Raw genomic sequence first — 22,565 nt, forward strand, 5'->3', positions numbered from 1 at the left:
GCGAGGTGGGCGCGTGAGTGAGCGAAGCGAGCGAGCCATCGACAGGTGCGTGTACCGCGAAGCGGCTGCCGAGCGCAGCGAGGTGGGCGCGTGAGTGAGCGAAGCGAGCGAGCCATCGACAGGTGCGTGTACCGCGAAGCGGCTGCCGAGCGCAGCGAGGTGGGCGCGTGAGTGGTCCCATTCGTCTGGTTCCGGACGAGGGCGGCGCCGAGCGGACGATGCAGCTGCGCACCCTGCCGCTGAAGCGCCGCCGCCCCGCCCCTTCCGTCGAGCCCGAACCCGTGGAGCAGCTCGGCCTCTCCGCCGACCCGCTGGACGAGCTCGCCGAGCGCCTGCACGACATCTGCGCCGACGCCGTCCACCCGTACGAGATCGCGGCCTTCCTGGAGTCCGACGGCCTCTCCGACGAGCAGGCGGCCCTGCTGTACGGCCGGCCCGACGCGTTCACCGTCGCCGAGGAGTTGTTCGAGAAGGTCCAGCGCCGCTACCCCGGCCCGAGCTCCGAGTTCGCCAACCCCTGGCGGGCCGATCCCTGGCGCTGCGTGGTGCGCGGCCTGGTGTTCGCCCTGCCCGGGCTCGGCTACCTGCTCGGCGCCAACCTGTTCGCGACCGCCCGGATGCGCTTCGGGCTGCCTTCGGGCATGCTCGCGCTGTCCATCGCCACGCTGGTCAGCTGGGGCTTCAACCAGGCACTGGCGCACCGCGCGTACCGCTGGCTGAGCCGGCTGCGCCGCCGGGACGCCGCGGTCTGCCTGGCCGTCGGGGCACCGGTCGGCGCGCTGTTCGGCGCCGCCGCGGCGTACCTGGTCGGCGGGCCGCTGGGCGCGCTGTGGTTCGCCGCCGGGCAGTCGCTCTACCTGGGCGCGGCCACCGTGCTGCTGGTGCTCGGCCGGGAGAAGTTCCTCCTGGTGGCGCTGGCCCCGGCCTCGGTCGGCGCGGGCGTGGTGCTGGCGGTGGACGTCCCGCAGCTGGTCCGTACGGTGGTGTTGCTGGCCTCGCTGGCGCTGGCCGTCGGGCTGGCCGTCCGGGAGCTGCTGGTCGCCGTCCGCGGCGGCGACCGGGACGGCGTGGAGCTGAAGCTGCCGATCCGCCAGGAGGTCCCCCACCTCCTGTTCGGCCTGGCCTGCGGTGCGCTGACGCTGATCGCCGGCCTCGGCGAGACCATCCACCAGGCGGTGCGCGCCTCCTCCCACGCCGCGCACACCGCGGCCCACAGCCTGCACGGCCACCCCGTGCACGAGCTGAAGACCACCCCCACCGGTCCGGCCATGATCGCGCTGACGCTCAGTCTCGGCCTCGCCGAGTGGCTGCTGTTCCGCTACCGGGCGATGGCCGTCGCCGCGTTGCGCACCAGCCACACCACCGGGCAGTTCACCCGCCGCACCGGCGGGATCCTGCTCGGCTGCCTGTTCATCTACCTCACCACCGTGGCCGCACTGGACGCAGCCGCGACCGTGCTGTGGCCGGGCGCCCCCTCGCTCGGTGTGCCGCAGCTCGGCGCGATCCTGCTCCTGGGCGGCTCGCTCTGGCTGGCGCTGCTGCTGAACGCCTTCGGGTTCAGCTGGAGCACGGCCCTCATCTGTCTGGCCGCCGCGGTCGCCGAGAGCGCCGGGCTGCTGACCGGTGCGGACCCGATCGTCCTGCAGCTGATCGGCTGCGGGGCGACCGCACTCGTCCTCACCGCCATCGCCGGGCCCGTGCTCGGCCGCACCACCCAACACCGCTGACTCCTCAGCATCGCTGAGGGGCCCAGCCTCAACCGAGACACCACCGGCCGGCCACCACAGAGCGCCCGGCCGTCCCCCGAAATCGAGAAAGCGAATCCCGCATGAGCAGCGTCGCGGTTACCGGAGCCGAGGGCTTCATCGGCTCCCACCTCGTCGAGACCCTGGTCGCCGACGGGCACCACGTCCGCGCGATGGTCCAGTACAACTCCTTCTCCTCCTTCGGCTGGCTGGAGACCCTGTCCGAGGAGGTGCTGGACTCGGTCGAGATCGTCCTCGGCGACGTCCGGGACCCGGGCTCGGTCAACGGCCTGGTCAAGGGCACCGAGGCGGTCTACCACCTGGCCGCCCTGATCGCGATCCCGTACTCCTACCGCGCGCCGCACTCGTACGTGGACACCAATGTCACCGGCACCCTGAACGTGCTGGAGGCGGTGCGCCACCTGGAGATCCCCCGCCTGGTGCACACCTCCACCAGCGAGACCTACGGCACCGCGCAGACCGTGCCGATCACCGAGGACCACCCGATCAACACCCAGTCCCCGTACGCCGCCTCCAAGGCCGGCGGGGACCGGCTGGCCGACAGCTACCACGCCAGCTTCGAGACCCCGGTCGTCACCCTGCGCCCGTTCAACACCTTCGGCCCGCGCCAGTCGATGCGCGCCGTCATCCCCACCGTGATCGCCCAGGTCGCGGCCGGCCAGACCGAGATCACCCTCGGCGACCTGCGCCCGACCCGTGACTTCATGTTCGTGAAGGACACCGCCAACGCCTTCCGCACGGTGGGCACCGCGCCCGCCGAGGCCGTGGTCGGCCGGACCTTCAACGCCGGCACCGGCGGCGAGATCTCGGTCGGCGACCTGGTCACCCTGGTCGGCAAGCTGATGGGCGTGGACCTGGTGGTGAAGGAGGACGAGCAGCGCATCCGTCCGACCAACTCCGAGGTCATGCGCCTGGTCGCGGACGCCACCCGACTGCGCGAGGCCACCGGCTGGGCGCCGCAGTTCACGCTGGAGCAGGGACTGGAGCAGACCATCGAGTTCTTCCGCGACCCGGCCAACCTGGCCCGCTACAAGACCGACATCTACAACGTCTGAGCGCCTTAACGATCATGCTCGTCCTGGTAACCAAGGTTCGTGTCCTACACATCCTTTCCGTGGGGGAAACACCATGCACGCAGTGATCCTGGCCGGCGGTAAGGGCGTCCGCCTCCGCCCGTACACCACCGCGCTTCCCAAGCCGCTCGTCCCGATCGGCGACCAGCACGCGATCCTGGAGATCGTGATGCGTCAGCTCGCCTCCGCGGGCTTCAAGACCGTCACCCTGGCCATCGGCCACCTCGGCCACATCATCCGCGCCTACGTGGGCAACGGCTCCCAGTGGGGCCTGCGGGTCGGCTACGCCGTCGAGGACAGCCCGCTCGGCACCATGGGCCCGCTGCTCACCATGCAGGACCGCCTGCCCGAGCACTTCCTGGTGATGAACGGCGACATCCTCACCGACCTGGACTTCGCCGGGGTGCTCAAGCACCACGAGGCGTCCGGGGCCCCGCTGACCATCGCCACCTACGCCCGCCAGGTGAAGATCGACTTCGGTGTGCTGACCACCGACTCCGGCAGCATCACCGGCTTCCAGGAGAAGCCCAGCATCGACTACCGCGTCTCGATGGGCGTGTACGGCGTCTCGCGCTCGGCGCTCGCCAAGTACACCCCCGGCCTGCCGCTGGGCTTCGACGAGCTGGTGCTCGACCTGCTGGCCGCCGACACCCCGCCGGCCGCCTACGACTTCGGCGGCTACTGGCTGGACATCGGACGCCCGGACGACTACGACCGGGCCAACGCCGAGTTCGCCGGCATCCGCCCGGTGCTGATGCCCTTCGAGTCGACCGGCACCGGGCCGGGCCTCGCGGAGCTGCCGATCCCGGCCGTCCGCACCGCCCCGGACGCCACGGTCGAGCAGTCCGTCGCCGCGGGCGCCGAGAGCGACGGACGGGCCGCGTGAGGATACTGCTGCTCGGCGGCGACGGCTTCCTCGGCCGTCACGCCTCCGCCGTCTTGCGGTCACTGCCCGGGGCCACCGTGCTGACCGCGGGCCGGCGGCCCGCCCACGACCTCCGGCTGGACCTGGGCACCGCCCAGGCAGGCCCGCTCGGCGAGGAACTGGCCGCGCTGGCCCCCGACGTGGTGGTCAACTTCGCCGGCGCGGTGGCCGGCAGCGCGGTCAAACTCGCCGAGGTGAACGCCCGCGGCCCGGCGGTGCTCTGCGAGGCGCTGCAGCTCGGCGCCCCCGAGGCCCGTCTGGTGCACATCGGTTCGGCCGGCGAGTACGGCGTCTGCGCCGAGGGCGACTCGCTGTCCGAGCAGGCCGACGCCCGCCCGGTCGGTGTGTACGGCGCGACCAAGCTGGCCGGTTCCCTCGCGGTCGCCGGCTCGCCGCTGGACGCGGTGGTGCTGCGGGTGTTCAACCCGGTCGGCCCGGGTGCCCCGGCGGGCTCGCTGCCCGGCCGGCTGGCCGCCGAGCTGCGGCGGGTGGCGCCCGAGGGCGCCGACGGTGTGATCACGGTCGGGGACCTCTCCGCCTACCGCGACTTCGTGGACGCCCGGGACATCGCCACGGCGGTCGGCCTGGCGGTCACCGCCGACGGTCCGCTCCCCCGGGTGCTCAACCTCGCCTCCGGGCGGGCCCGTCAGGTCCGGGCGATCGCCGACGGACTGGTCGCGGCGGCCGGCTTCACCGGCCGGATCGACGAGAGCGGGGCCGGCTCCGAACGCTCGGCCGCGGTCTCCTGGCAGCAGGCCGACGTGTCGGCCGCCGCCCGGGAGCTCGGCTGGCACCCGGAGACGGACCTCGCCGACACCCTGCGCGACCTGTGGCTCAGCACCGCCGAGCCCATCCCGACCCCGGTGGTCGCATGACCGCCGGGACCACCCCCGACGGCCGCCTGCTGGTGCCGCTGTACGTCCACCCCGCGGTGGACCCGGCGGCCTGGCGGGCGGTCGCCGCCGCCGACCCCGCCCGGATCGCCGCCGTGGTGCTCAACCTCGCGGACGGTCCGGGCGAGGTCCCGGACGACGTCTTCGCGGAAGCCGCCGACGAACTCCGCGCGGCCGGCCTGCCGTTGGTCGGCTACGCCGACACCGACTACGGCCGCAGGCCGCACGCGGCCGTGGTGGCCGACATCCTGACGTACCGCCAGCGCCATGGCATCACCGGCGTGTACCTCGACCAAGTCGCCACCCACCCGGGCGCGTTGGCCCACTACCGGCGGCTGGCCACGGCCGCCCGGGCAGCCGGCTGCGGCACCGTGGTGTTCGGCCACGGCGAGCACCCGGACCCGGGCTACGCCGAGGTCGGCCTGGCCGACCTGCTGGTCACCTTCGAGGGCGACTGGGACACCTACCGTGCCATGACGCTGCCGCTGTGGACCGGCCGCCACGCGGCCTCCCGCTTCTGCCACCTGGTCTACGACGTCCCGGCCGACGCCGCCCAGGACGCCTCCGCACTGATCACCGCCCGGCGCGCCGGCGTCGGCTGCGCCGTCCCGGGCGCCGGCGAGAACCCCTGGTGCACCCTGCCGTACGGTCTGACCGCCGCCGAACTGACCTGACCTGATCCGGAGTCCGACTACCGTGAACCGCCGTACCCGGCTACTGCCGGCCGCCCTGGCCCTCGCCACCGCCACCGCCTTGCTGGTCACCTCGTGCAGCAGCTCGGGTTCGGAGGACGACCAGGACTCGGCCGACGACAGCCCGAGCAACTCGCCCGCGGCCACCGCGCCCAGCACCCCCGGCACCCCGTCCGCCCCGGACACCACGAGCACCGGGCCCGCCACCCCCGGCGCGACCACCGCCCCGGGCACACCGAGCGGCACCACCGCTCCCGCCACCCCACCGGGCGGCAGCACGCCGCCCGGCGCCACCGCCCCGCCCCCGGCCGGCGCCCGCTGGCAGCCCACCCCGGGCCTCGCCTGGCAGTGGCAGCTCGGCGGCACCGTGGACCAGTCGGTGGACGTCCCGGTCTACGACATCGACGGCTTCGAGAACGACTCCTCGGTGGTGGCCGCACTGCACGCCAAGGGCCGCAAGGTGATCTGCTACATCAACGCCGGCTCCTGGGAGGACTTCCGCCCCGACTCCAACGCCTTCGCCAAGGCCCTGCAGGGCTCGGACACCGGCTGGAAGGGCGAGAAGTGGTTCGACATCCGCAAGCTCGACCAGCTGAAGCCGCTGATGGCCGCCCGCTTCGACATGTGCAAGAGCAAGGGCTTCGACGCCATCGAGCCGGACACCATCGAGGCCTACAACCAGAACAGCGGCTTCCCGCTGACCCCCGATGACCAGCTCGCGTACAACCGGATGCTGGCCCAGCTCGCGCACGAGCGCGGCCTGGCCATCGGCCTGAAGAACGACCTGGACCAGATCCCCGCGCTGCTGCCGGACTTCGACTTCGCGGTCAACGAGGAGTGCACGCAGTTCGACGAGTGCGACCGGGTCTCCCCCTTCATCAAGGCGGGCAAGGCGGTGTTCCACGTCGAGTACAAGCTCGACACGGACCAGTTCTGCGCCAAGGCCAAGTCGCTGGGCTTCAGTTCGATGCAGAAGAAACTCGACCTCAACGCCTGGCGCAAGCCCTGCTAGTGCCCCGGTGTCGCCCCGCGGGCGGGAGTTCGAGGACGGGCCCTGCGGCCGGTGCCACCCGTCACGCGGGTGACCCTGATCGGGGTCACCCGCGTGAGGGTCACTTGACCGCGAGCCAGATGACCGCGCCCAGGACGACCAGGGCGACGACGGCGATCAGCGCGATCACGCCGGTGCGACTGCCGCTGTTGCTGTTGCCGTAGGTGGAGACGGAGCCCGGTGCCTGAGGTGCCGGGGTCTCGTCGACGAACGCCCGGAACATCTGGGTGCTACCGGCGGGGTCGTAGTCGTTGTCAGCCATGGCACGGACTCTAACGAATCAGCCCACCTCAGGCACACCCCGGACCCATCCCCCGACGGACGAACCGCCCCGACGTGCGACGGGTGTGTGAACGGTTCGCGACTCCCGGAATGCGTTCCCACACAATCGGGTTGACTGCGAACATGACCGGAAACCCCAGCCGGGTCCGCCTCGGCAACTCCGACCTGTCCGTCTACCCGCTGTCCCTCGGCGGCAACGTCTTCGGCTGGACGGCCGACGAACAGCAGTCCTTCGCCGTGCTGGACGCCTACGCGGCCGCCGGCGGCAACTTCGTCGACACCGCCGACGTCTACTCCGCCTGGGCCCCGGGCAACACCGGCGGCGAGTCCGAGACCGTCCTCGGTGACTGGCTGCGCAGCCGCGGCAACCGCGAGGACATCGTGATCGCCACCAAGGTCGGCATGCACCCCGAGGCGAAGGGCCTGGGCGCGGCCAACATCAAGGCCTCCGCCGAGGCCTCGCTGCGCCGCCTGGGCGTGGAGTCGATCGACCTCTACTACACCCACCGGGACGACGACACCCCGGTCGAGGAGTTCGTCACCGCGCTGGACGGACTGGTCCGCGAGGGCAAGGTCCGCGCGGTCGCCGCCTCCAACATCTCCGCCGAGCGGCTGGTCGAGGCGCTGGCCTTCGCCGAGCGCGAGGGCCTGGCCAAGTACGTCGCGGTCCAGCCGCACTACAACCTGGTTTCCCGTGGAACATTCGAGGGCCCGCTGGCCGACGCGGTCGCCGAGCACGGCCTCGCCACCGTGCCGTACTACGCCCTCGCGTCCGGCTTCCTGACCGGCAAGTACCGCCCCGGCGGCCCGGAGGTGGACAGCGCCCGCGCCGAGGGCGCCGCCCGCTACCTGGCCGAGCCGCGCGGCCCCAAGGTGCTGGAGGCGCTGGACTCGGTCGCCGCCGAGCACGACGTCACGCCGGCCGCCGTCGCCCTGGCCTGGCTCGCCGCCCGCCCGACGGTCGCCGCCCCGATCGCCAGCGCCCGCACCGTCGACCAGCTGACGCCGCTGCTGGCCGCCACCGCGCTGAGGCTCACCCCGGAGCAGACCGCCCTGCTGAACGCCGCCTCCGAGTGAGCACACGACCGGGCCCCGACAGCGGAGCGCCGTCGGGGCCCGGTGTCGTCTTCCGGTGCTACGGCCGCCCGAAGTGGGTCGGGTAGTAGCCCGAGGTGAACGTCGATATCCGCACGGTCTTGCCCGGTCGGGGCGCCTCCACGAACTGGCCGCCGCCCAGATAGATCCCCACGTGGTGGATCCCCGAGGCCCGGCCGCTGTCCGACCAGAACACCAGGTCACCGCGGCGCAGCTGCCCCGCGCCGATCGACGTGGTCGCCGCGTACTGGTCGTCGGCCACCCGCGGCAGGCTTATCCCACTGCGCCAGTAGGCCTGCTGGACCAGCCCGGAGCAGTCGTAGCCGGACGGGCCGTCGCCGCCCCAGACGTACGGCTTGCCCAGCTGGGCGAGCGCGTAGTCGACCGCCGCCTCCGTGCTCCCTGCGGACGACGTGTCGTCCGAGGACGGACGGCTGCCTCTCCGGTCGGGAGCCGGGGCCGAGCCTCCGCCGGACTGCCCGGTGCGGCTGACGTAGACGTCGTGGTGGCTGGTCCAGCGCCACTCACCGCTGCTGTTCTTGAACCAGTACTTCGAACCGTCCCAGCCCTGGCCCAGCCCCCAGGAGGAGGCCGAGCCGTTCGAGACGCCCTTGGCACCGGAGCCGCCGGAGCCACCGGACTGCCCGGTGCGACTGGCATAGACGCCGTGGTGGCTGGTCCAGCGCCACTCACCGCTGCTGTTCTTGAACCAGTACTTCGAACCGTCCCAGCCCTGCCGGCCGGCCGCGGCGTGCGCGGACCCGGCACCGGCCGTCAGGCCGACCACGCCGGCGGCCGCCAGCACGGTGGTGGCCAGGCAGGTACTCCGCACGGCGCGGTTTATTCGGCTGCTACCGGTTATTCGGCTGCTACCGGGCGCCGCCGCACCGCGCGCTGTGCGCGGCCGGGCCGCGCAGTTCGGGCAGCCGCAGCCCGTCATCGCGGGGATGCTGCCGAGGCGCTCCTCGAAGCCGATCAGACCGGAGTCTGCGTCGAGGTCGGTGCCGAGGTCGGCGTACGCGCCGGTGGCTATCCTCATGCGGGTCGTCCTTCCTTCCGCCCGGCCCGGGCGGCCGGGTGCGGTACCGAGGCGGCCAGTCCGGCCGGGGCGACGAAGGCGACCAGCAGCTGCTCCATCAGCGCGCTGCGGGCGGCCTCGTCCAGTTCGTGCGCGGTCGCCCGCTCCAGTCGGCGGACGGCCAGCGCCGCGGCCTCCACCGCGTCGTCGACCAGTACGGTCCGCAGGCCCGCGTCCAGGTCGGCGAGCCGGCGGCGGCGCATCGACTCGACGACCTCGGGCGCGTAGTCCAGCGCCAGCGGCTGCACCGAGTAGACCTCCAGGCCGGCCGGGGCGGCCTCGGCTGCCAGCGCCCGGGTCATCTCGTCGGCGAACCACTGCCCGTCGCGCAGCGCGGGCCCTGGCGCCGCGTTGCTGTCGCACGGCAGGGTGGACGCGGTACGGGTGAGCACCGCCTGGACCTGCTCGCGCAGGTAGCTCTCGTGGTCCTCGATCCCCAGCATCGCCCGCGCGGTGTCCTTGACCCGCCAGACGACCAGCAGCCGGACCACGATCGGGGTGCCGGTGCGGTCGACCACCTTGACCGGCTCGCTGCGCCAGTGCCGCAGTCGCACGTCCACCCGGCGACGGCGCAGCAGCGGGTTGACCCAGACCAGCCCTGTCCTGCGCACCGTGCCCCGGTAGCGGCCCCAGCGGGTCAGCACCCGGGTCTCGCCGCCCGCGTTCGCCAGCAGACCGGCCAGCGCGAGCACCACCAGCAGACCGGCCGCGCTGACCGCGGCGAACGCCCAGGCGTCCACCTCGGCCCGGCCGCTCTCCTCCGCGGCGGCGCCGCGCAGTTCGGGCAGCGCTTCCCAGTGCGGGATGGCACCGGTGCGCAGCAGCACGTACCCCATGCCGGCCAGGCCCAGCAGCAGCACCAGCAGGGCGACCCAACCCGGCAGGGCGGTGGCGGTGTGCTCACGCAGCGCCTGGTCGGCGCGCGGGGGGCGGCGCGAGCCGACGACGGCGGGAGCGCCGACGACGGCGGGGAGTTCGACGGTCACCGGAGCGGCCGTCTCCAGCGGGTCCCGCAGGTCAGCGGGGCTGGCGGGGGACTGGCCGGGGACGACGGCCAGCGGAGCGGTCACCGGGCCGTTGTCGGCCGGGACGACCGGCTTGGCGGCCTTGGCCTCCTTCACGGTCGAGACCTCGACCAACAGGCCGGCATCGGAGGCGGAGCGTTCCGGCAGAGCCGGAAGGAGCGCCTCGGGCAGGCTGTCGGGTCGCTGCGAAGAATCGCGGGTGACGTCCATGCACGGATCCTCTGGGTCGGTGTGTCGCGCAACGGGCGGCCCGGATCTGACGGGCAGTGCCAGAAGTCAGGCTAAGTTCATACGTCATCAAATGCGACATTTGAGGTGAGGTGTGTCGACATCTACTGACGAATCATCCAAAGCCGACCTGACGTGCAGACACATGAGTGAGCGAAGCGAGCGAGTCATCGAAAGGTGCGTGTGGGCGAATGCCCCTGGCGAACGAAGCGAGCCGGGCGCATGAGCGGATGGTCGGGACGGTTCGGCACAGGTCAGCGCCGTCGGGCACCGGGTCCACGGGCGAACACCAGGCGGGCGATCAGCCCGAATCCGGTGAGCACCAGCAGCACCCCGGCAAGCGCGCCGTGCCAGCGGGCCTTTCGGGGCTGACCGGCGAGACCCCGCTCCGCCTCGGCCGACTCCGTCTCTGCGGGCGGCGGCACGGGCAGCGGCCGGGCACTGGGCCGGTCCGCCTCCGATCCGCCCTGGTCAGCGGCCGACGCGGACAGGCGGCTGCCGGGCGGGGAGGCGCTCCGGGTCGGCGGGGCGGAGACAGCGGGTATGGCCGGGGCCGTCGGGCGGGCCGAGGGGGTTGCCTGGGTCGTGGGGGTCGAGACGGCGGGCGTGGTGGACGCGGACGGAGCGGACGGCACCGCCACCGTCAAGGTGGCCGGGGCCCCGACGACCGACGGCACGGTGATCGGCAGCAGCCCCGGCGGGACCGGCACGAACACCGGCACCTCGGGCGCCGCCTCCCTGGTCGGGCTCGGCGACCCGGCGGCACCCGTCACTGCAGGCACGGAGGTGGGTGCGGACGTGGCCGTGACGGTGGCCGTGGGTCTCGGCGACGACGACGGCACCGTCACACTCGGGCTCGGCACAACGGACGCCACCGGACCGGGTGGTGCGGATCCGGACGCGGCCGGAGCCGACACCGTCGGGCTCGGCACCGCAGGGCTCGCAGCGGCCGAACTCGCGGCCGTCGGACCCGGCGCCGTGGAACCCGTCGCCACCGGGCTCGCCGCCGCCGCGGCGACCCGCACCCGCACCGGGTCCGCCGAGGTCCCGTTCCCCGCCAGGTCGGTCACCGTGACGGTCAGCCGCTGCTCCCCGTCCGTCAGATCCCGGTTGGCGCTGCAGGTCCAACTCCCGTCCAGTGCCACGGCCGCGCCGCACAGCACCGTACGCTCGCCCGCCTCCGCAGCCCTCGCCCGCGCCGTGATCAGCACGTTGGAGCCCGGCTCGGCTCGCCCGCTGAGCTTCGGGCGGCCGACCTTCAGCACCTCCCCGGCAGCCGGCGAGGTGAGCACCGGCTTGTCCGGCGGCACGGTGTCGACGACCAGCGTGACCGCCTGCCCCTCCGTCCGGTTCCCGGCCGCGTCGACCGCGACCGGGGCGAGCCGGTGGCTCCCGTCCGCGAGGTTCTCCACCGGCAGGCAGGACCACGCGCCGTCCGCCCGGACCGCGCTGCTGCACAGCTCGGCGGAGGTGGACCGGTCGGTGACCGAGACGGTGCTGCCCGCCTCGCCGGTGCCGGTGAGCTGCAGCCCCGGATCGTTGGTGTCGGCGGGGAGGGCGAGCACCGGCACGGCCGGCGGCGTGGTCTTCACCGTGACCTTGACGGCCTCGCCGCGCAGCACCGCTCCCCCGCTGGTGGTCTCCACCGGGGTGAGGCTGTGCGGGCCGGCCGGGAGCGCGCCGCCGGGGCGGCAGGACCAGTCGCCGCCGTGCTCGACCCGGGCCTTGCAGAGCGTGCTGTCGCCGTCCCGGATCTCCACCGAGGCCCCGGCCGCCGCACCCTCGCCGCGGATCTCCGGGCGGGCACCGGCCAGCACGGTGCCGTCGACCGGCGCGGCGATCTCGGGCCGCGCGGCGCCGACGGTCAGTTTGATCCGCTGGTCGGAAACCTGCCCGGAGTCGGCGAAGCCGCCGGAGGCGACGAGTTGGCCGGTGTCGCGGCCGATCCGCAGCCGGGTCCAGGTCTCGCCCGAGGCGGCGCCGGAGGGGACGGTCCACTCCAGGGTCGCGGTATCGGCACCCGCCGGGATCTCGGTCTGCACCCGGCCGGCGGGGTCGAACCGGCCGCTGTGGTCGAAGTCGATCCAGCCGGCCAGGGTCGCGGGCTGGTCGCTCACCGCGACCGGGACGGTGACCCGGTAGTAGTGGCCGATCGCGGCCTCGGTGGGGAAGTCGATCGACGGGTCGGCGCCCTGGTACTCACCGCGCCCGGGCTGCAGCTTGGGCGGCGGGCCGGCGTACGGGCCGGCGAAGGGGTTGGCGCGCCGGGCCGCCCCGTGGTCGAGCTGGACCATCGGCCCCCCGTCCGTCGCGGTGGTGGCGGTCCGACCGCGGTCGCGCCGGGACGGGGTGGCCGCGTCGGTGCCGAGGAAGAGGTCGGAGACCACGTGCGAGGCGTTGCCGTAGGCCTGCGGCGCGGTGCCGAGGTCCTCGTCCACGGTGACGGTGTAGGCCTGGCGCAGCACGGGCGGGGCGGTGGTGCTCCCGGCCCGGGCGGTGGAGCGCTGCTCGACCCGGAACACCGCGGTGCGGACCGTCCCGACGAGCTCCAGGGTGCCCTCGGCGGCGGAGCCGGCCGCGCCGTAGGAGGCCCCGTCGGCGCCGCTCGGGGCGAGGGAGCCGGCGTCGACCGTCCAGCCGGGCCAGTCGGTGCGGCCGACCAGGGTGGGAGCGGCGGGCGAGCCGCCGGTGAGGGTCAGCCGGGCCGCGGTGGTGGCGGTGCCGGTTTTCCCGGTGGCGACCGCGGCCAGCCCGCTGAGGTGCAGCCGGGGATTGCGGACCGGTCGGGAGAAACTCAGCCGGAGGGTTCCGACGGTGCGCCAGGAACCGTCCGCCTGCGGACGGTCCTGGGTGAGGCCGAAGGCCTGCGCCGGGCTCCCCGAGCGCATTCCGTCCGCGTACACCGCAGCGGAATGCCCCCCTCCGGAACGGTCGGCCAATTGCCCCGGCTCGGCGGTGACGCTCACACCGGGCGCGGCCGCGAAATCGAACTGGACGGAGAGCCCGGACGGCAGGACCGCCCGGTGCTCACCCGACCAGACATCGGGGAACTGTCGGGCCACCGACAGCGGGGCGTTCAAACCGGTCAGCAGCCCGGCCGCGAGAACGGCCAGGGCGGCAGCTGTGCGGGGGGACTGTCGGCTCATCCGGCTCTCCTTCGCGGTCGGCTGCCGGGTTGCGGGCAGTCCGGGCACAAGATCCGACAAAACGGAATCACGACCCCGGACCAGCCATACTGCGACACCTGTGCTTTTGGCCGTGTCCCACCCGTTTGGCGGCTATCCGGCCGGCAGGACGGGATGCACCCCGAACGGCTGCTTTCATCCATCGGGCGGCAACAGATCCCACCCGAACGGACGAACCCGTCCGAACGAGCGGAATGGGAGATCCCGGCCGATCCGGCGGGCGCCGACGTCCGGTGCCTGACCATTCATCGGGGGACTCTGTTCGAATTACCCACCCGCTCAGTAGAGTCGGGCTCCGTGACTATGGACCCCTTACTCGTCAAGCGCAGTTTCGCGGTCGTCGAACCGCACGGCCCGGCCGTCGCCGAATACTTCTACCGGCATCTGTTCGAGCACGCCCCCGGTGTCCGCGGCCTCTTCGCCGAGCACCTGGACGAGCAGCAGGACCGGCTGTTCGCCGCGCTCGGCGCGCTCGTCACCCACCTGGAGGACACCGACACCGTGCTCGGGCTGCTCCGCGACCTGGGCTCGCGGCACGCCGGGTACGGCACGCTGGTGGAGCACTTCCCGGCCGTCGGCGCGAGCCTGCTCGCCGCCCTGGCCCACTACGCCGGGGACGAGTGGACCGAGGAGACCGAGGCCGCCTGGACCGCCGTCTACGCGGTGGTCAGCGACACCATGGGCACGGCGCTCACCGAAGCCCGGTCGGCCTAGCAGGGGAGCGGCGCGGTGCCCTTCGACCCCGCGGTCATCCGCGCCAGCTTCGCCGTGGTCGAGCGCCGCGCCGACCACCTCACCACCTTCTTCTACGCCCACCTGTTCAACCACAACCCCGGGCTGCGCTCACTCTTCCCGGCCCAGCTGCACGAACAGCGGGACCGACTGTTCGCCGCGCTCACCCGGATCGTGCTGCGGCTGGACGAGCCCGAACGGCTCACCGAGTACCTGCGGGCGCTCGGGCGCGACCACCGCAAGTTCCAGGCCGCGCCCGAGCACTACCCGGCCGTCGGGGCCAGCCTGATCGCCGCGCTGCGGCAGTGTTCCGGCCATTCCTGGACGCCGGAGACCGAGAAGGCCTGGACCGAGGCCTACACCGTGATCGCCCAGGTGATGACCGAGGCCGCCACCGACCTCCCGGAGCACCACCCGGTCTGGTGGGAGGTCGAGGTCGCCTCCCGCCGCCGGGCCGCGGCCGACCTGGTCGTGCTCACCCTCGCCCCGATGCGCCCGTACCCCTTCACCGCCGGCCAGTACGTCACGCTCAGCAGCCCCCGGACGCCCCGGGTCTGGCGGCCGTACTCGCTGGCCAACGCGCCGCGCCCGGACGGCAGCCTGGAAGTGCACGTGCGGCGGGTGCCCGGCGGGCTGCTGAGCCCCGTCCTGGTGGAGGACGTGATGCCCGGCGAGCTGCTGCGGCTCGGGCCGCCGCTCGGCGACGCGGTGCTCGCCCCCGCCTCGGACCGGCCGCTGCTGCTGGTGGCCGGGGGCAGCGGCTGGGGGCAGACCAAGGCGCTGCTGGAGCAGCTCACCGCCGAACAGCCGGAGCGGCCGGCCACCGTGCTGCTGGCGGCCCGGTCGGCGGCCGGGCAGTACGACCTGGACACGGTACGGCGGCTGCTCGCCCGCAATCCCCGGCTGCGGGTGCTCACGGCCTCCCCGGACCACCCCGCGAACCCGGCGGGGGCCACCGCGCTGCTGCGGGAGACGCTGCTCGGGCACGGCGACTTCACCGACTGGGAGGTCCACCTCAGCGGCCCGCCGGAGCTGGTCGCCGAGCTCACCGAACTGCTGCTCGCCCTGGGCGCCGACCCCTGGCTGGTCAAGCACGACCCCGCGCCGGTGACCTTCAACCGGAACCGGCCGCTGACCAGCTCGGACTGGTTCCTGGACCACCGGGACGTGCCGTGGATCAACCGGACCGAGCTGGAGTGACCGGCACCGTGAACGAAGAAGCCCCCGGCCGGCGGCCGGGGGCTTCTCGATGGTGCGCTCAGCAGGATTCGAACCTGCAACCTCTTGATCCGTAGTCAAGTGCTCTATCCGTTGAGCTATGAGCGCAAGGAACGGGCGAACCCGATCTTGCGGATATTTTGGTGCGCTCAGCAGGATTCGAACCTGCAACCTCTTGATCCGTAGTCAAGTGCTCTATCCGTTGAGCTATGAGCGCTCGCCCCGGTGAATGTTGCCCCGGGGCGTTGCGGGGACAACATTACATGACCTGCGACGTAGGACGAAATCGATTGATCCGACCCCTCCGGGCCGGCCGATGATCACGCCCTGGACATGCGAAGAGCCCCGCCGACAAGATCGTCGACGGGGCTCCCGGCTGCGGAGGCTGAGGGATTTGAACCCTCGATCAGGAATAACCCCGAAACCGCATTAGCAGTGCGGCGCCATAGACCGGACTAGGCGAAGCCTCCCCACATGGACCGTGCCCGCGCGAGCGGACCCGTTCCGTGTGTCAGTGATGATGCCACAACCCTGGGGCTCGGCACCAACCACCGCCAACGTTACTAGGCGGGTCGTCCCCGCCGCAAAGAAGAATGAGATACTGCCTCCTCCGGAGGAGCTGCCCTGAGCCGAGGAGACCTGTCGACGTGAGCAGCAGGCCGATCCGAGGCGCTGCTCGCCTCGCCGCCATACTCGACGCCCTGCCCGACGCGTTGTTGCTGGTGAACAGCAACGGCACCGTCGTGGACGCCAACAGCGCGGCCGTCCAGGCGCTGCAGGCGCCGGGCACCTCACTGGTCGGCATGGGCGTGCTGGGGCTCCTGCCCGAGTTCGACCCCAGCCGGATCCCAGGTTCGATGCGCCCGGCCACCCGCGACGGCGACGCCCTGGACCGCCCGGTCCGGATGACCGCCCACCGCACCGACGGCACCACCTTCCCGGTCGAGGTCTCCGGCAACGACTTCGCCGACGACGACGGCTACTCGCGCTCCCCGCTCGCGCCGTACGACCCGTACGGCGAGGGCTCGCGCCCGCCGTCCTCCTCCGACCTGCTCCTGCTGCTGGTCCGCGACCTGTCCGGCCGGCTCGGCGTCGAGGCCGAGCTGCGCCGTCAGCACAAGCAGACCGAGATGATCCTGCGGGCCGCCGCCGAGGGCGTGCTCGGCGTGGACCTCGAAGGCCGCTGCGTGCTGGTCAACCCGGCCGCCGCGCACATCCTGGAGTACCGGGCGAGCGAGCTGGGCGGGCGCGAGCTGCACCCGCTGATCCAGCACTCCCGGGCCGACGGCACCCCGCTGGCGCTGGAGGAGTCCGCGCTGCTGGACACCCTGAACTCCGGGCGCAAGCACCGGGTGCGCGGCACCGTGCTGTGGCGCAAGGACGGCCGTCCGGTCACCGTCGACCTCACCACCGCCCCGGTCCGGGACGGCGACCAGCTGGTCGGCGCGGTGATGACCTTCACCGACCGCAGCCGCGAGCTCGCCCTGACCGCCCGCAACGAGCACCTCACCGCCGTCCTGGAGAGCGAGCTCGGCACCGCGCTGACCGCGCTCAACCAGCGGCTGGACGCGCTCGCCGCCGACCCTGCGGGGCAGCTCTGGCCGGAGGCCAACTGGACCCTGCGCCGGCTCGCCGAGGAGTGCCGCCGGTTCGGGAAGCTGATCGACGGCGTGCTCGAACACCAGCGCTCCGAGGCCGGCGAGAGCGGCTCGGCGGAGGGCAAGGACAGCAAGGGCGACAAGGACGGCAAGGGCGGGCGCAAGGCCGCCAAGCAGGTGCCGGTCGCCCTGGACAAGGTGGTCCGCCGGGCCGTCGAGGAGGCCGGCGCCCTGGTCGGCCCGGGCCGGGTGCGCTTCTCGGTGCACGCAGCCGCGGTCGAGGTGATCGCCGACGAGCGGCGGCTCGCCCAGGCGCTCGCACACCTGGTCGCCGACGTCAGCGGCGTCGGCCTCTCGCTGGACGCCCCCACCGGCACCTCGCCCGGCCTCGGCGTCCCCGGACTGTCCGTCCCCGGGCTGGGCAACCCGCCCACGCCGCCCACGCCCGCCGAACCGCCGACCGTGGTGCTGGCCGCCGCCCAGCGCGGCGAGGTCGCCCGGGTCGAGATCCGCGGCCCCGGCATCGGCGGCAGCCCCGTCCACCTGCCGATAGCCCGCACGGTGGTCGAGCGCCACGGTGGCGTGCTCCAGCCCCACGAGCTGCCCGGCAAGGCCGGGACGACGTACGTGGTCGAGCTGCCGCTGGACCCGGCCGCCGCGAAGGCCGCCGCCGAGCGCGCGGCCGCCGAGGGCCGCTCGGACCGGCCCAAGGAGAGCGACAGCGCCGTCCTGCCCGAGCTGCCGGGCATCCCGCAGCTGCCCACCAGCGGCGAGCCGGCCGAGGCCGCCGCCGCATCCGAGCAGTCCGGCGGCAAGGCCCCGAAGCCCGAGCAGGCTCCCGCCGAGGAGCCCCCGGCCGAGCGGCGCGGCCGCCGCGGCAGGCCCGCCGCCGAGGAGCAGGCCCCCGCGGCCACCACCGCCCCGGCCGTCCAGGCCGACCAGTGGCCGAACGCCCCCGCCCGGGTCGAGCGGGCCGTCCCCGAGCAGTGGAACGGCACCGGCAACGACCCCGCGTACGGCCGCCAGGGCCTGGCCGGCCCGGACGGGGCGCAGAGCGACCCGTGGGGCAAGGACGACGGCCGCTCCGGCCCCGCCTACGCCGTGCCCGTCGAGGGCGGGCGCCCGCAGCAGAACCGGCCCGGCGGCCGGGAGCCGCTCGCGCTCGGCCCCGCGCCCTCCGACGCCTCCACTCAGCCCGCCGACGCACCCGCCGAGGACGGCGGCGAGGCCAAGCCGCGCCGGCGACGTGCCCTGCCCTCCGCCGAGGACTCCTCGGGCGGCTTCGCACTGCCCGGGATGCCCGAGGCCCCGGTGTACCCGGGCCTGGAGCACGCCCTGCCGGCCGGTCCGGCGCCCGCCCTGCCCGAACCGGCCGCCGCGCCGACCGGCCGCCGTCGTCGGCTCTCGGTGCCGCCCGGCCCCGGGCCGGAGGCCCCGGCCGGACCGGACTCCCCGGGAGCTCCGGGCCCCGGCACCGCGCTGGAGCCCGCCCGGCCCGCGCTGCCCGCCGCCGCCGAGGAACAGAGCGCCCCGCGCCCGGTCGGCAGCGGTCTGGCCGAGCTCGCCCCGCCGCGCCCGCTCGGCACGCCGCCGGTGCCCGCCGTGCCGCCGCAGCCGCCCGTACCGGCCGAGGCGCGGTCCGCGCCGCGCCCGCTGGCCGAGCTGCCGCCCGCCGACGGACCGTCCCCGGCCGAGCAGCCGCAGGCCGCGGCCGGTGAGCTGGCCCATGCCCGTCGCCTGCTGGTCTGGCCCGAGCCCGATCCGGCCACCAACCAGGCCCTCCAGGCCCGCGGCTACCAGCCGGTGATCGTCCGCTCCCGCGAGGAGGTGGACGCCCAGGTCGCCGGCTTCCCCGCAGCGCTCTTCGTCGACCCGCTGACCGGCCCGATCACCCGCACCGCGCTGCAGTCGCTGCGCACCGCGGCGCTCAACAACCGGGTCCCGGTGCTGGTCACCGCCGGTCTCGGCCAGGCCACCCGGGACGCCGCCTACGGCGCCGACCCGGCCGTGCTGCTGCGCGCCCTCGCGCCGCGCGACGGCGAGCACCACGCCCCGCGCGTACTGCTGGTCGAGGGCGATCCGGACATCGCCGCCGCCATGATCAGCAGCCTGGAGCGGCGCGGCATGCACGTCGAGCACGCGACGGACGAGAACGACGCGGTCGCCCGGGCCGCCAGCGTGCAGCCCAACCTGGTGGTGATGGACCTGTTCCGGATCCGCCGCCGCCGGGTCGGCCTGCTGGACTGGCTGCGCGCCAACGACCGGCTGCACCGCACCCCGCTGGTGGTCTACACCTCGGTGGACCTCGACCCGCGCGAACTGCCCCGGCTGCGCACCGGCGAGACGGTGCTGTTCCTCGCCGAGCGCTCGAACAGCGAGGACGTCCAGTCCCGGATCGTCGACCTGCTCGGGCGGATCGGCGCGATGGGCGAGGCGGGCGTCGCCGCCGCGGGCTGAGCACGGCACAGGGCCGGTCACCCCGATCGGGGTGACCGGCCCTCGCCGCGCCGCCGCTACGCCTTGCCGAGCACCGTGACGTCCAGCTCGTCGGCCGCGTAGCTGGCCCGGATCACCTTCTTGTCGAACTTGCCGACCGAGGTCTTCGGCACCGACTCGACGATCGCCCAGCGCTCCGGCAGCTGCCAGGAGGCGACCCGCTCGGCCAGGAAGGCCCGCAGCTCCTTCAGCCCGGCGGTCGCGCCCGGGCGCAGCACCACGGTGGCCAGCGGGCGCTCGCCCCACTTCTCGTCCGGGACGGCGACCACGGCGGCCTCGGCCACCTCGGGGTGGGCCATCAGCTGGTTCTCCAGGTCCACCGAGGAGATCCACTCGCCGCCGGACTTGATGACGTCCTTGGCCCGGTCGGTGAGGGTCAGGTAGCCGTCGGCGGTGATGGTGCCGACGTCGCCGGTGCGCAGCCAGCCGTCCTCGGAGAACTTGTCGTCCGGGCGGAGCGGGTCCTGCCCGGCGCCGCCGTAGTACGCACCGGCGATCCACGGGCCACGCACCTCCAGCTCGCCGGCGCAGACGCCGTCGTGCGGCATCCGCTCGCCGCCCGGGCCGATCAGCCGGGCCTCGACCGAGGCCGGGAAGAGGCCCTGGGTGATCCGGTACGGCCACTCCTCCTCGGGGGTGAGGCCGCCCGGCGGCTGGGCGAAGGAGCCGAGCGGGGAGGTCTCGGTCATGCCCCAGGCGTGCAGCACCCGGATGCCGTGGCGCTCCTCGAAGGCCTTCATCAGCGAGGGCGGGCAGGCGCTGCCGCCGATGACCACCATGCGCAGGCTGGAGGTGTCGTGGTCGCCCGCGTCCAGCTCGTCCAGCAGGCCGCTCCAGATGGTGGGGACGGCGGCGCTGACGGTGGGACGGACGGCGGCGATCATCTCGGCCATCGGCTTGGGCTGGAGGAAACGATCCGGCATCAACAGGTTGGCGCCGGACATGAACGAGGCGTGCGGGATGCCCCAGGCGTTCACGTGGAACATCGGGACCACCGGCAGCGCGGTGTCGCGCGGGGTGAAGGCGAAGTTGTCGCCGGCGTTGACCTGCATGCAGTGCAGGTAGATCGAGCGGTGGCTGTAGAGCACGCCCTTCGGCTCCCCGGTGGTGCCGGAGGTGTAGCAGAGCACGGCGGCCTGGCGCTCGTCGATGTCCCGCTGCCACGGGTAGTCGGTGGGCCGGTCGGCGATCAGCTCCTCGTAGTCGTGCACGCCGCCCGCGAAGCCGGCCAGCAGCGAGCGGTCGCCGGGGCCGGCCACCACGATGTGCTTGAGCGTCGGCGCGAGTTCCGGCAGCACGGCGGCGAGCAGCGGCAGCACGCTGCCGTTGACGATGATCACGCGGTCGGCGGCGTGGTTGACGATGAACGACAGCTGTCGGCCCGGCAGCCGCAGGTTGAGCGTGTGCAGCACGGCCCCCATCGCGGGGACGGCGAGGTACGCCTCCAGGTGCTCCGTGTTGTTCCACATCAGGGTCGCGACCCGGTCGTCCCCGGTCACCCCGAGCTCGTCCCGCAGCGCGTACGCGAGCTGCGAGGCCCGGGCGCCCACCTCGGCGTAGCTGCGGACGACCGGCCCGGTGCCGTCCCAGGTGGTGACGGTGGAACGGGCGTGGATCGTCGACCCGTGCTCCAGGATCCGGGTGACGGTGAGCGGTACGTCCTGCATCGTGCTGAACACGGGTCCTCCTCGACCTGGCGGCACTGGTGGCGCCTGCGGCACACCTACCGGTCGGTAATGCGCGCGGACGTGCCCGATTGTGCCGTTCCGTCCGCCCGCTGTCAGCACCCCGACCCCGTTGCACGGATCACTGGTTCGCCCCGGTTTCTCCCCACAAGCGCTCCCGCCCCCTCCGGCGACGCGGCGGCATGCCCGCACTGCCGGGCCGACCGCGGCTCAGCGGTGGTCGGGACGGCAGAGCCGGAGCGAGTTGACGGGGTCGGGGGTGTAGGCGGGGTCGAGGGTCCAGCCCTGTTCGGCTGCGATGCGCAGGGCCTGGTGGGCGCCGGCGCCGCGGTAGGTGGCGCGGTGGAGCTGGACGCGGCGCAGGAAGGTGCCGTCGGGGGCGACGAGCCGGCCGTAGCTGTCGGCGGCACGGCCGAGTTCACGGGTGGTGTCGCGCTTGAGGATGCGCCGAATGTGGCGGTCCCAGGCGGCCGGGCTGTTGGTGAACTCGGCCCGGAAGGCGCGCGGGCCGACCGTCCAGCAGGCACCCCAGCACGACCAGTGGTCGGGATTGGGGCGGTCGATCCAGAAGGTGAGCAGGCCGTACACCGGGATGTAGACGATCTGGAGCAGGAAGATGACGGGCAGCAGCGGCGCGAAGCGGGTCGACTGCGGGCCCCACGGGGTGCCGGGGGCGGCGAGCGGGTCCTGCGGGGAGGGGGCGTTCGGGGCGGGCGGCGCGGGGAAGCGGCGAACGAGCCGGACCCGCTCGGCGTCGGTACCTGACGACGCCCCCTGCCAGCCGAGCCGCTCGGCGACCCGGACCACGCCGTCGGCGCCGAGGCCCCGGTAGAGGCGCGCGGCGAGCGCGACCGACATCTCGCGGCTGAGGTCGACCTGCACCTCGCCGCCGCCGGCGGCATGCGCCACCTCGGCGGCGGCGATGCGGCGCTTGAGCACCGGGGTGACGTAGCGCTCCCAGTCCTCCGGGCGGCCGGTGAGCTCGGCCCGGAGGCGGCGCGGCGGGATGAAGCTGCGGTTGACCTTCAGCCAGCCGTCGGAGCCGGGGCCGCTCCCGCCGTAGTCGGAGAGGATGACGACCGCGATGACGATCACCAGGCCGATGATCCAGAGCGGGGCGTAGATCCACTGGAGGAGGAACTGGAGCAGGACGACGAGGCGGTTGCGGCGCGGTGCCGGGCCGGGGAAGCCGGCGGGCTGCACCGGGGTTTCGAACTGGGCGGCGGCGTACGGCTGCGCGCCGTACGGCTGCTGCGGCGGGACGGGCTGCGCGTACGGGTTCTGCCCGTACTGCCCCTGCCCGTACGGGTTCTGCTGCGGCGCGGCGCCGTACCCGTGCGCGCCCCCGTAGTCCGGGCCGTTCGACATGCCGCCCCCTCGTGCTGCCTGAGGGGACACCCTATCGACGGATGATCACCCGGCGGTCGGGGCGTCGACCCGGTCGCGGTCGCGTCAACCACGCCGCGGGCCTAGCGCAAGGCCGCCCTTTCGGGCGCACCCGTCCGCATCCGTCCCGATTCTTGTAACGAGCTTGCCGCTTCAT

General features: G+C 73.8%; 15 protein-coding genes, 3 tRNA genes and 1 pseudogene. 10 read left to right on the forward strand and 9 right to left on the reverse strand.

All coding sequences use genetic code 11. The features are described from left to right. Positions 1 to 167: 167 nt before the first annotated feature. From ABZW30_RS00400 to ABZW30_RS00425, 6 genes and pseudogenes are all read left to right on the forward strand, one after another. The gene (locus ABZW30_RS00400) at positions 168 to 1,727 is read left to right on the forward strand and encodes a hypothetical protein (RefSeq protein ID WP_355668786.1); all 1,560 of its coding nucleotides are present in this window, start codon (positions 168 to 170) and stop codon (positions 1,725 to 1,727) included. A gap of 101 nt (positions 1,728 to 1,828) precedes the next feature. Beyond that, positions 1,829 to 2,821 (forward strand): SDR family NAD(P)-dependent oxidoreductase, encoded by a 993-nt coding sequence (locus ABZW30_RS00405; protein WP_355668787.1) that lies wholly within the window; start codon positions 1,829 to 1,831, stop codon positions 2,819 to 2,821. Positions 2,822 to 2,894: 73 nt separating this feature from the next. After that, positions 2,895 to 3,596, forward strand: a pseudogene (locus tag ABZW30_RS00410) (sugar phosphate nucleotidyltransferase); the annotation flags it as partial. A 125-nt stretch (positions 3,597 to 3,721) separates the two neighbouring features. Then, a complete protein-coding gene (locus tag ABZW30_RS00415) occupies positions 3,722 to 4,639 on the forward strand; it encodes an NAD(P)-dependent oxidoreductase (protein ID WP_355668788.1) in 918 nt (305 codons plus the stop codon). Continuing rightward, the gene (locus tag ABZW30_RS00420) at positions 4,636 to 5,331 is read left to right on the forward strand and encodes a spherulation-specific family 4 protein (protein ID WP_355668789.1); all 696 of its coding nucleotides are present in this window, start codon (positions 4,636 to 4,638) and stop codon (positions 5,329 to 5,331) included. The genes ABZW30_RS00415 and ABZW30_RS00420 overlap by 4 nt, the downstream gene beginning before the upstream one ends. A 22-nt stretch (positions 5,332 to 5,353) precedes the next feature. Then, a complete protein-coding gene (locus ABZW30_RS00425; RefSeq protein WP_355668790.1) occupies positions 5,354 to 6,361 on the forward strand; it encodes an endo alpha-1,4 polygalactosaminidase in 1,008 nt (335 codons plus the stop codon). 100 nt (positions 6,362 to 6,461) lie between these two features. Here the strand turns inward: ABZW30_RS00425 and ABZW30_RS00430 are convergent, their stop codons facing one another. Further along, on the reverse strand, positions 6,462 to 6,662 hold the full coding sequence (locus tag ABZW30_RS00430) for a hypothetical protein (RefSeq protein ID WP_355668791.1): 201 nt from the start codon (positions 6,660 to 6,662) through the stop codon (positions 6,462 to 6,464). Positions 6,663 to 6,805: 143 nt separating this feature from the next. Between ABZW30_RS00430 and ABZW30_RS00435 the strand changes: the two genes are divergently transcribed. Continuing rightward, a complete protein-coding gene (locus ABZW30_RS00435) occupies positions 6,806 to 7,759 on the forward strand; it encodes an aldo/keto reductase (protein ID WP_355668792.1) in 954 nt (317 codons plus the stop codon). 58 nt (positions 7,760 to 7,817) lie between these two features. Here the strand turns inward: ABZW30_RS00435 and ABZW30_RS00440 are convergent, their stop codons facing one another. The 3 genes from ABZW30_RS00440 to ABZW30_RS00450 all read right to left on the reverse strand — a co-directional run bounded on the left by ABZW30_RS00440 (position 7,818) and on the right by ABZW30_RS00450 (position 13,254). Further along, complete coding sequence (locus ABZW30_RS00440) at positions 7,818 to 8,816, reverse strand: C40 family peptidase (RefSeq protein WP_355668793.1); 999 nt, start codon at positions 8,814 to 8,816, stop codon at positions 7,818 to 7,820. Continuing rightward, entirely contained in the window at positions 8,813 to 10,090 is a 1,278-nt protein-coding gene (locus ABZW30_RS00445) for an SPFH domain-containing protein (RefSeq protein ID WP_355668794.1), read from the reverse strand. Before ABZW30_RS00445 ends, ABZW30_RS00440 begins: the two co-directional genes overlap by 4 nt. 272 nt (positions 10,091 to 10,362) lie before the next feature. After that, positions 10,363 to 13,254, reverse strand: coding sequence for an Ig-like domain-containing protein (locus ABZW30_RS00450; RefSeq protein WP_355668795.1), 2,892 nt, complete (start codon positions 13,252 to 13,254; stop codon positions 10,363 to 10,365). Between the two features lie 342 nt (positions 13,255 to 13,596). On the opposite strand from ABZW30_RS00450, the gene ABZW30_RS00455 reads away from it, so the two are divergent. After that, positions 13,597 to 14,007: a globin domain-containing protein gene (locus ABZW30_RS00455; RefSeq protein WP_355669033.1), complete on the forward strand. Its 411-nt coding sequence runs from the start codon at positions 13,597 to 13,599 to the stop codon at positions 14,005 to 14,007. Positions 14,008 to 14,022: 15 nt separating this feature from the next. Continuing rightward, positions 14,023 to 15,225: a globin domain-containing protein gene (locus ABZW30_RS00460; RefSeq protein ID WP_355668796.1), complete on the forward strand. Its 1,203-nt coding sequence runs from the start codon at positions 14,023 to 14,025 to the stop codon at positions 15,223 to 15,225. A gap of 50 nt (positions 15,226 to 15,275) precedes the next feature. On the opposite strand, the gene ABZW30_RS00465 is transcribed toward ABZW30_RS00460, so the two are convergent. The 3 genes from ABZW30_RS00465 to ABZW30_RS00475 all read right to left on the reverse strand — a co-directional run bounded on the left by ABZW30_RS00465 (position 15,276) and on the right by ABZW30_RS00475 (position 15,713). Continuing rightward, positions 15,276 to 15,351 (reverse strand) — tRNA-Arg (locus ABZW30_RS00465). 33 nt (positions 15,352 to 15,384) lie between these two features. Beyond that, positions 15,385 to 15,460, reverse strand: a tRNA-Arg gene (locus ABZW30_RS00470). Between the two features lie 162 nt (positions 15,461 to 15,622). After that, positions 15,623 to 15,713 (reverse strand) — tRNA-Ser (locus ABZW30_RS00475). A gap of 177 nt (positions 15,714 to 15,890) precedes the next feature. Between ABZW30_RS00475 and ABZW30_RS00480 the strand changes: the two genes are divergently transcribed. Beyond that, complete coding sequence (locus tag ABZW30_RS00480) at positions 15,891 to 19,298, forward strand: PAS domain-containing protein (RefSeq protein WP_355668797.1); 3,408 nt, start codon at positions 15,891 to 15,893, stop codon at positions 19,296 to 19,298. Between the two features lie 56 nt (positions 19,299 to 19,354). Here ABZW30_RS00480 and ABZW30_RS00485 read toward each other — a convergent pair whose 3' ends face one another. Together ABZW30_RS00485 and ABZW30_RS00490 are read right to left on the reverse strand one after the other, a co-directional pair. Beyond that, positions 19,355 to 21,016 (reverse strand): long-chain fatty acid--CoA ligase, encoded by a 1,662-nt coding sequence (locus tag ABZW30_RS00485; RefSeq protein ID WP_355668798.1) that lies wholly within the window; start codon positions 21,014 to 21,016, stop codon positions 19,355 to 19,357. Positions 21,017 to 21,232: 216 nt separating this feature from the next. Next, on the reverse strand, positions 21,233 to 22,390 hold the full coding sequence (locus ABZW30_RS00490) for a hypothetical protein (RefSeq protein ID WP_355668799.1): 1,158 nt from the start codon (positions 22,388 to 22,390) through the stop codon (positions 21,233 to 21,235). Positions 22,391 to 22,565: the final 175 nt, after the last annotated feature.

This window comes from Kitasatospora sp. NPDC004669 (assembly GCF_040609455.1).
Lineage (GTDB): Bacteria > Actinomycetota > Actinomycetes > Streptomycetales > Streptomycetaceae > Kitasatospora.